Genomic DNA, 13,185 nt, shown 5'->3' with positions numbered 1-13,185 from the left:
TATCGACAGTCTGCCGAAAGTAAAGAGCCGACGGATTTAAGTACACATCAATGGCTCGCATTTAAAATGCGAACACACAAAAGGCCGCAGCAGTATGAAAAAATTAATCCTCGCCCCACTACTGGCTAGCTTTATTTCCGTAGCTCATGCGGGACTTGATGAAGGTGTCGCGGCATACAACGCCGGAAACTACGAGCTGGCACTTAAAGAGTTTCGACCGCTTACTGAGCAAGGCAATGCCCGTGCGCAATACAGCCTCGGCTTGATGTATAGCGATGGAAAAGGCGTACCACAGGACTATGCCCAAGCCGTGAGCTGGTTTCGCAAGGCCGCTGAGCAAGGCATTGCCCGTGCGCAATACAACCTCGGTGTGATGTATAGCGATGGACAAGGCGTACCACAGGACTATGCCCAAGCCATGAGCTGGTTTCGCAAGGCCGCCGAGCAAGGGGAAGCCCGAGCGCAATACAACCTCGGCTTGATGTATAGCGATGGACAAGGCGTACCACAGGACTATGCCCAAGCCGTGAGCTGGTTTCGCAAGGCCGCTGAGCAAGGCATTGCCCGTGCACAATACAACCTCGGCGTGATGTATAGCGATGGACAAGGCGTACCACAGGACTATGCCCAAGCCATGAGCTGGTTTCGCAAGGCCGCTGAACAAGGCAATGCCCTCGCGCAATACAACCTCGGCGTGATGTACGAAAAAGGTCGCGGCGTTCCGCAGGACTATGCTCAAGTAGTGAACTGGTTTCGCAAGGCGGCTGAGCAAGGCAATGCCCGTGCGCAATACAACCTCGGCGTGATGTACGAAAATGGTCGCGGCGTTCCTCAGGACTATGCTCAAGCAGTGAACTGGTTTCGCAAGGCCGCTGAGCAAGGCATGGCCCAAGCGCAATACAACCTCGGCGGGATATACCAAAATGGTCGCGGCGTTCCGCAGGACTACGCCCAAGCCGTGGGCTGGTATCGCAAGGCGGCAGAGCAAGGCATTGCCCTAGCGCAAAACAACCTCGGCCGGATGTACGAAAATGGTCACGGCGTTCCGCAGGACTATGCCCAAGCCGTGGACTGGTATCGCAAGGCGGCAGAGCAAGGCATTGCCCTAGCGCAAAACAACCTCGGCTTGATGTACGCGAAGGGTCAAGGCGTGCCGCAGAACGTGGTCGTGGCCTATGCGCTATTTAATCTTGCCTCAGTCGATGCAACAACAAAAGGGGCTGCAAATACGGAAGTCGCTATATCAAAAATGACGCCAAAGCAAGTTGAAGCTGGCCAGCGATTAAGTAGTGAAATGGCTAAGCCAAACAACTTGAGCAAAGCGATTGCGACGCACTTAACAAAATCGAAATAATGCCAAGCTAGAACAACACCAAGCCCCATTGCCCACCGCGTGGGGCCTTTTTATTGCAAGGCTACGGAAAGGATTTGGGTTGGGCGGTTAAAAGTCTAGGCCACATTTATGCAAGAGCGCACACTTAGCCGAATATTTTCATAGCTGTTTTTTGAAACAATGAGGGTTTGGCCTTTGGTTGATTTTCCCGTGCTCGATGTTTTGGGTGTCGATCCAATCCAAGCACGGCTAGCTAACCTTGTTACCCAGTAACGGCATTACCACCGAGCCACCTTTGAAGGTGGTTTTATTGTCTGTGATTTGTTCACGCGTGGGATTGTGGTGTGGGTCAAAAGTGAATGATGGGTTAAATGTGGGGCCAGCCTAAGTAGAAAACGAAAAAGCCCTGAATAATCAGGGCTTTATAGTGTTTTGCTGGTGGAGGGAGAAGGATTCGAACCTTCGAAGGCTGAGCCGCCGGATTTACAGTCCGGACCCGTTGACCGCTGGGGTAACCCCTCCACGAGGACGGCAATTATCCCCCGCGCTCAGGCACTCGTCAAGCCATGTGTCCACTTATTTTAAAAAAATGTGCGGCAGATCGAGTGCAAAAACATATAGTCAAGAACTTGAAACTTAATTGTAATATTTAGTGCGGATAATTCAGCCACTCACATCCCATATTGAACGCCATTAGAGCGCCCCACCACTGGAGTTGGTCATTGAAAAACTACAATATCCTCTTTATCTGCACCGCCAACGCAAGCCGTAGTCAAATGGCTGAAGCCATCGTGAATCATTTTGCCCACCCTCAATTTACCGCCTACAGCGCGGGCAGTCACCCCAAAGGCAGCGTTCACCCACTAGCGATTGAAACTCTGCAACATTTTGGGCTGGCTACTGACACTTTGCACAGCAAAAGTTGGGATGAGTTTCTCTCGCCGGCCGCCCCACAAATGGATTTTATCTTCACCTTATGCGACTTAGCCGCTGGTGAAGCTTGCCCATCGTGGCCTGGCTTGCCGATGATTGCCCACTGGGGCGTGGCAGATCCTAGTTTGCCGTACAAAACAGAAGATCAACGCAAAGCCTTCCATGATGCATTTTTGATGATTAAACATCGCATAGACTTACTAACCGCCCTACCCTTAGAGAAACTCGAACATTTAACACTGCAGCACCACATCAGCGAAATCGGCAACCAAAGCGCAGTTTCTATTTAAATGTCGGGCATTAAAAAAGACAGCCTAGGCTGTCTTTTTTATCATCGCAACAAGTACGATTAGTTCTTTGGCATGATGTTGTTGTTCACGTATTGAACGCCTTTCACTTTCTCAGCAATCATGCCGGCTTGTGCCATTTGCTCGCCAGTGTCGACGCTACCATCAATCGTCACATCCACTTTGCTTGGGTCTTTCTTGTCGTTCGCGCCTTTTACTTTAAGGTCAAACGCTTTCAATTTGGCATCCGCATCCAAGGCCGTTTTTACCGCTTGAGCAACCACAGCAGCATCCGCAGCAGGTTTAGCAGCCGGAGCAGCAGGTGCTGGCGCAGCAGCTTGTTTTTCTGGCGCAGAACTGCAAGCAGTCGATAACACCGCAACGGTCAATAAAGTAGCGATTAAACTGATTTGTTTCATTTTTTCACTCATCTGTAGAATTTAAAATTATTCAGCCCTGAAGGCTTTAATCGCGTTGATTCTAAGAGGAATACATTACAGAATTGTTTAAATTCAATGACAAACGAAAATGAATTTATTTTGCGACAATTTTCTCGTGCTTGAAGCGCCGCTATGCAGTCTGTACTGTTGCTGTGCAAAAACAGGAATGGTTTAATCCAAGCTCTATTTAACTACAAGTCTGACGGTACAAGGCGATTGTATGCTGCCAATGGCATTTATTCCCGCACACAAAAAATCGATGTATTTATCTGAAGGCGATATTATTATTGCCATTCATGGTAATACCCTATTGCTACAGCAAAACACACTCGCCAGTGCCGCCGCATTAGATTGTCTCGCTCAGCCAAAATATCAACTGCAGATTGGCCAGCTTGAATCGCAAGCGGTGCACATGGCGGTGTGGGATGTAAGCACACCGCTCCCCGACGAGCTAACGCCGATTGATTTACGCGCGAGTTTCGATGTCATCGGTGAAACCTTGTGGGCGCTGGCAGGGCGCGCGTTTCAGATCGCAACTTTTTATCGCACGCATCAATTTTGCGGGGTTTGCGGCGAGGCAACTCAGCCCTTGGAGCACGAAGCCGCTTGCGAGTGCACCGCCTGCGGCCATCGCGTTTGGCCGCGTGTTTCGCCTGCGGTGATGGTATTGATTCAGCGTGGCCGGGAAATGCTATTGGCGCGCTCGCCGCATTTTCGCGAAGGGATGTATAGCGCCATCGCCGGTTTTGTAGAGCCCGGCGAAAGCCTAGAACAGTGCGCACATCGCGAAGTACTCGAAGAAGTTGGCGTAACAATCACCAATCTACGCTGGTTTGAAAGCCAAAGCTGGGCGTTTCCGCATTCCTTGATGTTGGCGTTTTTTGCCGATTATGTGGCGGGAGAGATTGTCTGCCAACCCGATGAAATTGAAGATGCGCGTTGGTTTAGCCCAGATGATTTACCACCACTGCTACCCGGCCCCGCCAGCATCGCCTACCGCTTATTGCAAGCGGGGCTGAAAAAAAACCCATAAAAATAGATTACGAAAGGCACGAAAATTGAACAGCCAAACCTAGACGCAACATGCTTTAGCGCAAGCCTGATTTTGTTTCGTGCTTTTCGTGTCTTTCGTGGACAACTGTTTTTAGCTTTTAAGTCCTTGTGTAACACCACTAAAATTTTTGCTTGTTCGGCTTTTTTTCGTATTATTCGTGATCCGCTGTTTTGCTTATTTCTTGTGCATTACCACTGCCGTTAGCGCACCCGCAATCAGTCCCCAGAATGCCGAGCCAATACCGAACAGCGTTAAGCCCGAAGCGGTCACCAGAAAAGTCATCATTGCCGCTTCACGCTGCGTCTCGTCGCGCATTGCCAATGCCAAACCATTGCCGATGATATTGACCAAGGCCAACCCAGCAACGACCAGCACCAGCTCACGTGGAAAAGCGGCGAATAGCGCGGCGACGGTCGCACCAAACAGGCCAATCAACACATAAAATACACCAGCGGCAACCGCGGCGACGTAACGCTTACTGGCATCTTCATGCGCGTCTTTGCCCATGCAAATCGCGGCGGTAATCGCGGCCAAATTAATCGCAAACGCACCAAATGGCGCGAGCAATACCGTCGTCAAACCTGTAGTCGCAATAATCGGCGAAATCGGCGGTGTGTAACCATTAGCGCGCAACACCGTTACACCCGGCACATTTTGCGAAGCCATCGTCACCATAAATAGCGGCAGCGCCACGCTGGCGATGCTGCTAAGGGTGAACTCAGGCATGATCCAAATCGGCTGCGCCAACTCAAATCGAATACCCTCTAGATGTAATAAACCCTGAGCCGCTGAAATTAATAAGCCACAAAGCAATACCCCGACGATGGCATAACGCGGCAAGAATCGACGCAACAACAAATAGCTCGCAATCATACTGCCAGCCAGCAACAATTGCGTTTGCAAGGCGGTAAATGCGCCCATACCAAAACGCAGCAGCACGCCCGCCAGCATCGCCGATGCGATGCCGAGCGGAATCCGTTGCATTGCGCGCTCGAACCAGCCGGTTACGCCCATCAACACGATCAACAAACCAGAAACGATAAATGCGCCAATTGCCTCGGGCATCGTCACGCCAGCGACGCCGGTCACTAGTAGCGCAGCGCCTGGCGTCGACCATGCAGTGACGACTGGAACGCGAAAACGCAACGATAAGCCGATGCAGGTCAGCCCCATCGCCAAACCCAGCGCCCACATCCACGATGCGATTTGCTCGGGCGTCGCATGCAGCGCTTGCGCGGCCTGAAACACGATCACAGCCGAGCTAGTAAATCCGACCAATACGGTGACAAAACCCGCCACGACGGCCGACATCGATCCATCACGCCAGAACGACATTGCTTATCCTTCAATCTTTTAGATCCGTCATTGTGCTGGCTAGTGCGCGCAGCGCGCAATCAGGCTGAGCGGAAATTGAATTGTGCACGACAACATTTGGTTACACAGCTAAGGGTTGACGCAAAGCTGACACGCACGGCATGATGAAGCCATGACACTCAATCGCACGCCTATTTTCATTTCGACTTTAGCCAAGCCGCTGGCCTGGCTCTTACTCGCGCCTGCGCGGTAAACGTCGATTTGGCGTGACCACCGCGGGAAGTGAATCCGGCGGTGGCGATCCCTCCTCTTGACTTCCTCCCGCACCACTCGGCAACCCAGTAAGCCGAATTTTGAAGGAGGGCAGCACCTTGCAAACATCTGCAAAATCAATCCGTACCGGGGTTTTGCTCGCTGGCTTTGCCGCCACGGGCTTTGCCATGAAAGGTATTTTTATCAAATTAGCTTTTGCCCACGGCGTCGATGCAGTGACTCTATTGATGCAAAGGCTGATTTTTTCGATTGCACTGCTGTGGATGGTGCGCCTCTGGCGCGTTGCTCGCCTCGCGCCTGACGCACAAGAAACGCCCATTTCTTCATCTGATAAATGGAAGATTTTCGGTCTAGGTCTATTGGGCTACTACCTTTCTAGCGTGCTCGATTTTATCGGGCTCGAAACAGTCAGCGCCAGTTTGGAACGCTTGATTTTATGTCTATATCCAACGTTTACCGTGCTATTGGTGTCGTGGTTCAGCGGCACGCCAATTGCGCCACGAATTAAACGCGCCTTGCCGCTTACCTATTTGGGCATGGTGTTGGTATTGGCTCCTGAATTAGCCAACGCACACGCCGACTGGGCAGGAATCGGCTTTGTCGTTGCCAGCACCTTGGTGTTTTCTTTGTATATGACATGGAGTCCGGCGGTCATTGGCCGCATAGGCTCAATGCGCTTTACCGAATTGGCGTTGACCGTTTCTGGCCTTGGCATTTTAGTGCACTGGCTCTTGAGCCACCCACTCACCACGATCCAGCAGCCAACTATAGTTTGGGGCTATGCGCTGATTATCGCGATTGTTTCAACTGTTTTGCCGGTGTATGCAATTACTGCAGCCATGCAAAGAATCGGCGCTAGTCGTACCGCGGTGATTGGCAGTTTTGGTCCAGTACTATCGATCATCCTGAGTATGCAATTACTGAATGAAAGCCTAACGGTAGTACAGTGGCTAGGAGCTGTGGTGGTTTTGGGTGGAGTATGGTTGGTCAGCAAGAAATAAACACATGTATTGCTCTCTAGATATTATAAAACAATAGATAGAGAGCAATACCCGCCAGATTAATCTCAAGCCAGCGCTGCAGTTTTCGTTTTCGCAAGATTGCGTGGCGCATCAATATCATTACCACTGAGCACTGCGCAGTAATACGCCAACATTTGTAATGCCACTGTGTAGATAATCGGACTTAAGTGAGTCAAGCCACTCGGCATCCGCACCACCGAGGTACCTTCAACCGATGCAATATTGCCATTCGATAGAATAAAAATTTCGCCCCGATTGGCGCGCACCGCTTTCAAATCATCAAGCATTTTTTGTGCTTGTAAATTCCACGGCAGGCAAACAATCACCGGCAATTCTTCATTCACCAAGGTAATAGGGCCATGCTTGAGCTCACCCGACGGAAAGGCAACCGCATGCAGGTACGCCACTTCACGTAATTTAAACGCGCCCTCCATGGCCACGGGGTAGTGAGTATTGCGGCCAATCACAAATAGATTTTTTTTCCGATGTAATAGCCCAGCCCAGCGGCGAATATCCTTGTTTAGCTGCAGCGTTTCTGCCACCGCAGTGGGTAGAGCGAGCATTTCTTGTTGCGCGGCGACCACTTGTTCTTTCGTCAACTTGCCACGCGCCTCACCCAGACTAAAAGCCAACACATACAACATTAATAACTGCGCAGTCAGCGATTTGGTCGCGCTGACCGATTGCTCAGCACCAGAATGGGTAAGCAAAATATGATCAACCAATGTTGTTAAAGTACTGCCGGGCGAATTGGTCAGTGCCACCGTGCGTGGTGCGCCTTTGATTTGCGAATGTTGCAGCGCGGCGATTGTATCGGCCGTTTCTCCCGACTGCGAGATCGCGATCACCAGATCATAAGCATCAGGCTGGCAATCTCGGTCGGTGTATTCACTACTAAGTCCAACCTGAACGGGTAAGCCCGCTAAAGTTTCAAACCAATAACTCGCTACTAAGGCCGCATGATAACTAGAACCGCAGGCCAACAAGGTCACGGCGCGGATACCCGCTAATTTGCCACGCAAAGCCAGTGGCAGCGAAAATCCCGCCGCATACTTTTGCACCAAAATGGCCAGCGTTTCAGGCTGAGCTTCAATTTCTTCTAGCATGTAATGCGGAATGCTTTGGCTTTTATTCACCGCAGGCATTGGCAATATTTGCTCAGTGCCATTCGACAAAATCCGCGCAGGCGCGCCCAAACCAAAGCGCACGACATCACCGCTATTCATTGCATACACTTGATTGGCGCGCTGACGAATCAAACGCAGACTGCTGCAACAGATTTGCCGCAAGCCCGACTCCAAACCAACAAATAGTGGCCGCCCCAAGCAAACGGCAAACATATATTGTGCTTGCTCTTGTTGGTGGCAAATATACGAAACATCGCCAGTTAGCTGCTCATTACACAGGTTAATCGCCTCTAACAAACTCGCCCCTCGATTCAAGTGCGCTAATAACATCGCTTCAATCAGCTCGCTTAAACTCGATGCAATACCAATGTCAACACTGCGCGCTAAATCCGCGTGATTGCTACACAAACCGTCTGCGACGACGACCAAATGAGGGTGTAGCGTGCGTACCGCTGGCTGAGCCTCATGACTTAAACTCGCAATCAACCAATGACAGTGTGCAGGCGGAAACACCAAACGCTGCACCGGCATCTGCAAAGCATAATGCCGCTGCACTACCTCGTTTTCATCGGACTGAACCACGTTCAAATGACTATTGCTGCTATTTAAAATCAATAAGCAATCAGATAAAGCAGGCAGTACATTTTGCGGTGCGATATAAGCGATCAGTTCAGACATAATTCATCCAAGAAAAGAAAACTAAGACTAGCGATTTAATGAAATCCGCAGCAATTAAACACACCACGCCATCGCAGCATTAAGACACTCTAAATCGTTGCACTGTGGCCGATAGTTGTACCGCCATTTGTTCTAATTGCACAATCGAGTCGCCCATATTGCGCACCGATACCGAATTTTCCTCGGCCATTTGAGCAATTCGTTCAACATTAACCGCAATATCGCGCGCCGCAGAGCGCTGCTCTTGCATTTGTTCAGTAATGCTTTGTACCGAATGCATTACTTCCAGATTGCGCTGATTAATCAAACCGATACTGTCACTGGCCTGCGTCGTTAACTGCAGACCATCTCCAACACGGCGACTTCCGCTGCTCATCCGAACGACCGCATCGTTTGCGCTGCTTTGAATATTGCCAACCATATTGGTAATTTGACTGGCCGATTGTGCGGTACGCTCCGCTAATTTACGCACCTCATCGGCCACCACTGCAAAGCCGCGTCCCATATCACCGGCGCGAGCAGCCTCAATCGCGGCGTTCAAGGCCAATAAATTCGTTTGATCGGCAACTTCTTTAATCACCACAACAATTGTGCCAATTTCATTGATATTACGACCAAGCTCAGTGATTTGCTCAGAAGCACTACCCACTTCAGCGGAAATAGCCTGCATTTCGCGAGCAGCAGCTGAAACGTCTTTGCTGCCGTCACTGGCCAATTGGCCAGCGCCTTTGGCTTTTTCTTCAACATCAAGCGTGTTATCCGCCACCTGATCCATACTGGTACTCATTTCTTCAACCGCCGCAGCCATTGAACTTGCTGAAGACGATTGCTCATCCGAGCCCATCATAATTTGCTGTGATGCGCTCGAAAGCGTTCGAGCTGATCGTGTGACAGCTTCAGAATTATCACGAATTTGCCGAATAATTTGCGTTAAGTTGTCCTGCATTTTTCGCAACGAACTTTGCAACTTGCCTAATTCATCATCGCCAAATTGAACCCCACGCCAATCATGGCTCAAATCGCCAGCAGCAATTTTCTCCGCAACCTCACTGGCGGCATACAAAGACTGAATGACTTTGGAAGCAATCAACCATGCCATCACTAAACCCAATACAACCGCAAACACACTCACTAAAGCAATTACATTGAATGCGCTATTAGCGCTGCTTAAAGCGGCCGACTTGCCCTCATCCATCGCCTGGCCTTGCTGCTTCGCCAATTTCAGTAGTGCATCGCGGTAAGCATTACTCACCAATGCATACTCAGTATTAATAAAATGCGCCCCAGTAGTTCGATCAAGGCTTAGCTGTGTAAATAATTTTTCTTTTTTAGCATCCATCGCTACATTGGCGTTAAGCACATCGCTTAACAGTGCTTGCGCACTGGCATCCTCGGCCAGCATGGTTTTTATTTCGGCTAATTTTGCTTCCTCATCAGGGCCCTGTTTTTTTAATTCAGCCACTAAATTATCAGTATCGGTTAGCGTTTCAGCCAAAACCGCATTACGAAAAGCGATATCAGTTTGGTAAGCCAAAGCAATTAGCTGATTCAATTTAACAACAACTGGATAACGCTGTTCCACTAAATGAGCGACATTCCCACGTAAGCCATTTAAGCTAAATAAAGCGACGACAGCGACCACTGCCAACAAAGAGAGAACCAATCCAAACCCAGCCAAAAGACGTGTTTTTACACCCCAATTATTCATGTCAAACCCTTTGTATACGTATTTGTGGCAGTACTTACAACCATAGAAGACCTATACTATATCAACAAGCCCAATTCACGTAGATAATCAATTGCTAATACACAAAGGTGATGTATGAGTCACGATTTAGTCAACTTCCCATTCGAAGATTTAGGAACCGAAACACACTGGAAAAGAGAAGGCGAATTACTACATCGCTTTAATCATCTGCCTTATGGGGAGGCGCAAGAACGCGCTGCAATATTGGCTGAATTGTTTGCACAAGCAGAAGAAGTCATCATTACACCGCCACTGGCAATTGCGCGCGGGCATTTGATTCGTTTTGGTCGCAAAGTCTTTATTAATTACAACGCGCAAATTGCCGCTGCGCCTGGCGCGCCCATCACGATTGGTCATCACACCATTATTGCCCCGAATGTCCAAATCCAAACCGGCACTCATCCAGTGGATCCAACCGAGCGGCAAAAATGGGCCTATTGCGCGAAAGGCATCACGATTGGCAACAATGTTTGGATTGGCGCCAGCGCAATTATTTGTGCCGGCGTTACGATTGGCGATCACAGTGTAATTGGCGCTGGCAGCATTGTGACGCGGGACATTCCATCCTGTGTCTTAGCGGGCGGCAACCCTGCGCGAGTGATCCGCGAATTGACGCCGCCGGATGAAAGCACGCTATATGCACTCAATCCTTGAGCCAAAACACGAGCTTGTTGATCAATAACGTTTAAAATTCAGCTTTTTTACGAGGTGGTCGACGATGTGGAGCACGATTCAATCTTGGTTTGCGCCTAAACCGAAAATCAGCGCGGATGACGAAGCGCTGATTGAGCGTTTGGTTGATATTGCGCACCCGCATATTCGGCTCGCTCGTAATTACCAATCGCGCTTGGTGTCTTACATTGCTTGGGCGCACGCACATGCAACCGCGCTAGCGACACAATTACCGGCGCCGATTGCACTCACCGTCGAAAATTGGCGCAACGATCGCACACTGCAATTGCTATTTGCAACGCCAAACCGCATGAGTGAAATTGTCGGTAACGATAAAGATTTGCAAACATGGTTTGCCACTTGGCCACTGGTTGAAACGGCCTATGTCGGGTTAATTGCCGACGCCGAGGAAAAAACCCGCTACGGTGTCAGTGAAGTGGATGGACAAATTCGGCAAGATGTTCCGCAAAAATTGCTGGTTTTTTCAAATCATCGAATTGGTATTCCTGCCGAATCAGCGGATGCCTTAGTCCAACTCGGGGCGCTGCGGATTTTAGATACCGTGGCAAATCAAGCTCAATTGGCTATTTCGGCGGTTGAAACTAAGAAAAAACAAATTGATGATGAATTAATTAACGCCAGAACGATGCTCCGCATGCATGGTAATACGCCCAGTGCGGCCCAAACAGCGCAAAAAGAGCGTATCAAGGTGCTCACCACTGAGTTACAAACGATACATGACACGCTCAATCCTGAGGCCATGTGCGAATTATTAATTACTGAATTAGCCGCTACACCCGATATTGTGCAATTACAAATTCATCGCTGCAATGTTGATCGCATGGGCGTCGTCGATGGCGAAGATAGTGATAATCAAATTATCGAATTGCCTGAACTCATTTTGCAGCGTGAAATTCCAATCGAAAAACTAATTCTATTAGTTGCAGTGCCGCGCGCTTTAATGCAAACCCCAACTGAAACGGCGGCATTTCCAGATCAAGCTATTTTTTGAACATGCTGATTGCTGAACAATCACTGACTTAAAAATGGAAATATTCGCCTTTATTATTGGCTGCAAATTGCCCACAATATCGACTCAAGATATGACAAGGGCAAATCCATGAAAGCATTGCTTCTCCCAGTTCTATTGTGCAGTAGTCTTGCATTTGCGAATCAAACTGGCGCTCAAAAACAATTTAAATGCGATGAAGGCCATTCATTCACGATTCAAATGGCCGCACCGGATGCGATTCAACTCCAGGTCGGTTGGTCATACATTCCATTGCCACAAGTCGTGGCAGCGTCTGGCGTCAAATATAGCGATGGAAAAACCACAGTTTGGCTAAAAGGCGACACTGGGTTTTTAGAGCAAAACGATGTGATGGTTGCGAAAAATTGTACTTTAGCGGATGCCGAAGAGCCCTTAAGACCCATTCGCGATGCAGCATCGGGCTTAATTTTTATTCCTCCTGATCGCTGGACCGCCAACCGAGTGCAAATCCATGTGAAGTCAGGCAGTGAAATCCCTTTCTATGGTGAAAGCGCATCGCAACAATTCGAATATCGTTTCCGTACTGGTGATCGCCAAGCACAATACGCCTTGTTGGATATTTTAGTTTTTCCTAAGGCGGCTTGGACAAAATTGGCGACCGACAAAAAGCCTATTGGTGAAGTATTAGGAGACGATGGCCAGCGTGTTTATGTGGCGCAATTACCCGCCAATAACCCATTTGACCCGGCTAGCCCTGAGGGCAAAGAATTTATTGCACTGCAGACCAATTTAAAAGAAGTTCAACAGGCATTTTCAATGTACGGCTTCGTCAAAAAACAAGCCGTTGAGAGCGTTACCGCCAAAGTGATGTGGCTAGATCGACGTTTGTATCCAGGCGCCGTCCTGACGGTCGAATTGCGCGATGTATCCCGCATGGATGCGCCAGCCGAAGTGATTGCGAAACAAACGATCACTTTAGAGCAAGGCACGCCACCAACGGTGACGCTCAAATTCTCACCCGATGCAATCGATCCACGTAATACTTACTCGATTGGCGCTAGGTTAGAAATGGACGGCAAGCTTATCAAAATTAACGACACCCATACGCCAGTGCTAACACGCGGTGCAGGGCGCGAAGCGACTGTCATGTTGAAAAATATTTAATTTCAATACGAAGTAAAACAAAAAGCCGTAGCGAATCTGATTCACTACGGCTTTTTCATATGCGGTGTATTTTGATATAGGCACAATCAACGGTGACTCATACCAAGGGTATTTATTTAAAGCAATTATATATTAAAGGCTAAAAAGCAA

General features: G+C 49.2%; 11 protein-coding genes, 1 tRNA gene and 1 pseudogene. 8 read left to right on the top strand and 5 right to left on the bottom strand.

Going from position 1 to position 13,185, the window contains the following annotated elements:
• Positions 1 to 94 precede the first annotated feature (94 nt).
• Positions 95 to 295, top strand: a pseudogene (locus GM173_RS16385) (sel1 repeat family protein); the annotation flags it as partial.
• 78 nt (positions 296 to 373) lie between these two features.
• Positions 374 to 1,354, top strand: coding sequence for an SEL1-like repeat protein (locus GM173_RS08060; RefSeq protein ID WP_373309370.1), 981 nt, complete (start codon positions 374 to 376; stop codon positions 1,352 to 1,354).
• 415 nt (positions 1,355 to 1,769) lie between these two features.
• On the opposite strand, the gene GM173_RS08055 is transcribed toward GM173_RS08060, so the two are convergent.
• Positions 1,770 to 1,855 (bottom strand) — tRNA-Tyr (locus tag GM173_RS08055).
• 200 nt (positions 1,856 to 2,055) lie between these two features.
• Between GM173_RS08055 and GM173_RS08050 the strand changes: the two genes are divergently transcribed.
• Positions 2,056 to 2,556: an arsenate reductase ArsC gene (locus tag GM173_RS08050; RefSeq protein WP_275412340.1), complete on the top strand. Its 501-nt coding sequence runs from the start codon at positions 2,056 to 2,058 to the stop codon at positions 2,554 to 2,556.
• A 59-nt stretch (positions 2,557 to 2,615) separates the two neighbouring features.
• Here the strand turns inward: GM173_RS08050 and GM173_RS08045 are convergent, their stop codons facing one another.
• Positions 2,616 to 2,972 carry a BON domain-containing protein gene (locus GM173_RS08045; RefSeq protein ID WP_203570865.1) on the bottom strand — a complete coding sequence of 119 codons (357 nt, stop codon included), beginning with the start codon at positions 2,970 to 2,972 and terminating at the stop codon, positions 2,616 to 2,618.
• A 241-nt stretch (positions 2,973 to 3,213) separates the two neighbouring features.
• Between GM173_RS08045 and nudC the strand changes: the two genes are divergently transcribed.
• Positions 3,214 to 4,026, top strand: a complete 813-nt coding sequence (nudC, locus tag GM173_RS08040; protein WP_203570864.1) for an NAD(+) diphosphatase — start codon at positions 3,214 to 3,216, stop codon at positions 4,024 to 4,026.
• Positions 4,027 to 4,221: 195 nt separating this feature from the next.
• Here the strand turns inward: nudC and GM173_RS08035 are convergent, their stop codons facing one another.
• Positions 4,222 to 5,382: a benzoate/H(+) symporter BenE family transporter gene (locus GM173_RS08035; RefSeq protein ID WP_203570863.1), complete on the bottom strand. Its 1,161-nt coding sequence runs from the start codon at positions 5,380 to 5,382 to the stop codon at positions 4,222 to 4,224.
• A 350-nt stretch (positions 5,383 to 5,732) separates the two neighbouring features.
• Between GM173_RS08035 and GM173_RS08030 the strand changes: the two genes are divergently transcribed.
• Positions 5,733 to 6,635 carry a DMT family transporter gene (locus tag GM173_RS08030; protein WP_239078440.1) on the top strand — a complete coding sequence of 301 codons (903 nt, stop codon included), beginning with the start codon at positions 5,733 to 5,735 and terminating at the stop codon, positions 6,633 to 6,635.
• 65 nt (positions 6,636 to 6,700) lie between these two features.
• On the opposite strand, the gene GM173_RS08025 is transcribed toward GM173_RS08030, so the two are convergent.
• On the bottom strand, positions 6,701 to 8,461 hold the full coding sequence (locus GM173_RS08025) for an SIS domain-containing protein (protein WP_203570862.1): 1,761 nt from the start codon (positions 8,459 to 8,461) through the stop codon (positions 6,701 to 6,703).
• A gap of 79 nt (positions 8,462 to 8,540) precedes the next feature.
• Positions 8,541 to 10,169 carry a methyl-accepting chemotaxis protein gene (locus GM173_RS08020; RefSeq protein WP_203570861.1) on the bottom strand — a complete coding sequence of 543 codons (1,629 nt, stop codon included), beginning with the start codon at positions 10,167 to 10,169 and terminating at the stop codon, positions 8,541 to 8,543.
• 114 nt (positions 10,170 to 10,283) lie between these two features.
• On the opposite strand from GM173_RS08020, the gene GM173_RS08015 reads away from it, so the two are divergent.
• From GM173_RS08015 to GM173_RS08005, 3 genes are all read left to right on the top strand, one after another.
• Positions 10,284 to 10,862: a sugar O-acetyltransferase gene (locus tag GM173_RS08015; RefSeq protein WP_203570860.1), complete on the top strand. Its 579-nt coding sequence runs from the start codon at positions 10,284 to 10,286 to the stop codon at positions 10,860 to 10,862.
• A gap of 64 nt (positions 10,863 to 10,926) precedes the next feature.
• The gene (locus GM173_RS08010; RefSeq protein ID WP_203570859.1) at positions 10,927 to 11,892 is read left to right on the top strand and encodes a hypothetical protein; all 966 of its coding nucleotides are present in this window, start codon (positions 10,927 to 10,929) and stop codon (positions 11,890 to 11,892) included.
• A 108-nt stretch (positions 11,893 to 12,000) separates the two neighbouring features.
• Complete coding sequence (locus tag GM173_RS08005) at positions 12,001 to 13,035, top strand: YbaY family lipoprotein (protein ID WP_203570858.1); 1,035 nt, start codon at positions 12,001 to 12,003, stop codon at positions 13,033 to 13,035.
• Positions 13,036 to 13,185 lie beyond the last annotated feature (150 nt).

The sequence above is a fragment of the Deefgea chitinilytica genome (genome assembly GCF_016881405.1).
Lineage (GTDB): Bacteria > Pseudomonadota > Gammaproteobacteria > Burkholderiales > Chitinibacteraceae > Deefgea > Deefgea chitinilytica.
This window is presented reverse-complemented; position numbering and strand designations above follow the sequence as displayed.

Bases quoted from the DNA above. Each gene is read 5' to 3' on its own strand.
- GM173_RS08060 (WP_373309370.1), top strand. From the start codon at position 374: ATGTATAGCGATGGACAAGGCGTACCACAGGACTATGCCCAAGCCATG.
- GM173_RS08045 (WP_203570865.1), bottom strand. From the start codon at position 2,972: ATGAAACAAATCAGTTTAATCGCTACTTTATTGACCGTTGCGGTGTTA.
- nudC (WP_203570864.1), top strand. From the start codon at position 3,214: ATGCTGCCAATGGCATTTATTCCCGCACACAAAAAATCGATGTATTTA.
- GM173_RS08035 (WP_203570863.1), bottom strand. From the start codon at position 5,382: ATGTCGTTCTGGCGTGATGGATCGATGTCGGCCGTCGTGGCGGGTTTT.
- GM173_RS08025 (WP_203570862.1), bottom strand. From the start codon at position 8,461: ATGTCTGAACTGATCGCTTATATCGCACCGCAAAATGTACTGCCTGCT.
- GM173_RS08020 (WP_203570861.1), bottom strand. From the start codon at position 10,169: ATGAATAATTGGGGTGTAAAAACACGTCTTTTGGCTGGGTTTGGATTG.
- GM173_RS08015 (WP_203570860.1), top strand. From the start codon at position 10,284: ATGAGTCACGATTTAGTCAACTTCCCATTCGAAGATTTAGGAACCGAA.
- GM173_RS08010 (WP_203570859.1), top strand. From the start codon at position 10,927: ATGTGGAGCACGATTCAATCTTGGTTTGCGCCTAAACCGAAAATCAGC.
- GM173_RS08005 (WP_203570858.1), top strand. From the start codon at position 12,001: ATGAAAGCATTGCTTCTCCCAGTTCTATTGTGCAGTAGTCTTGCATTT.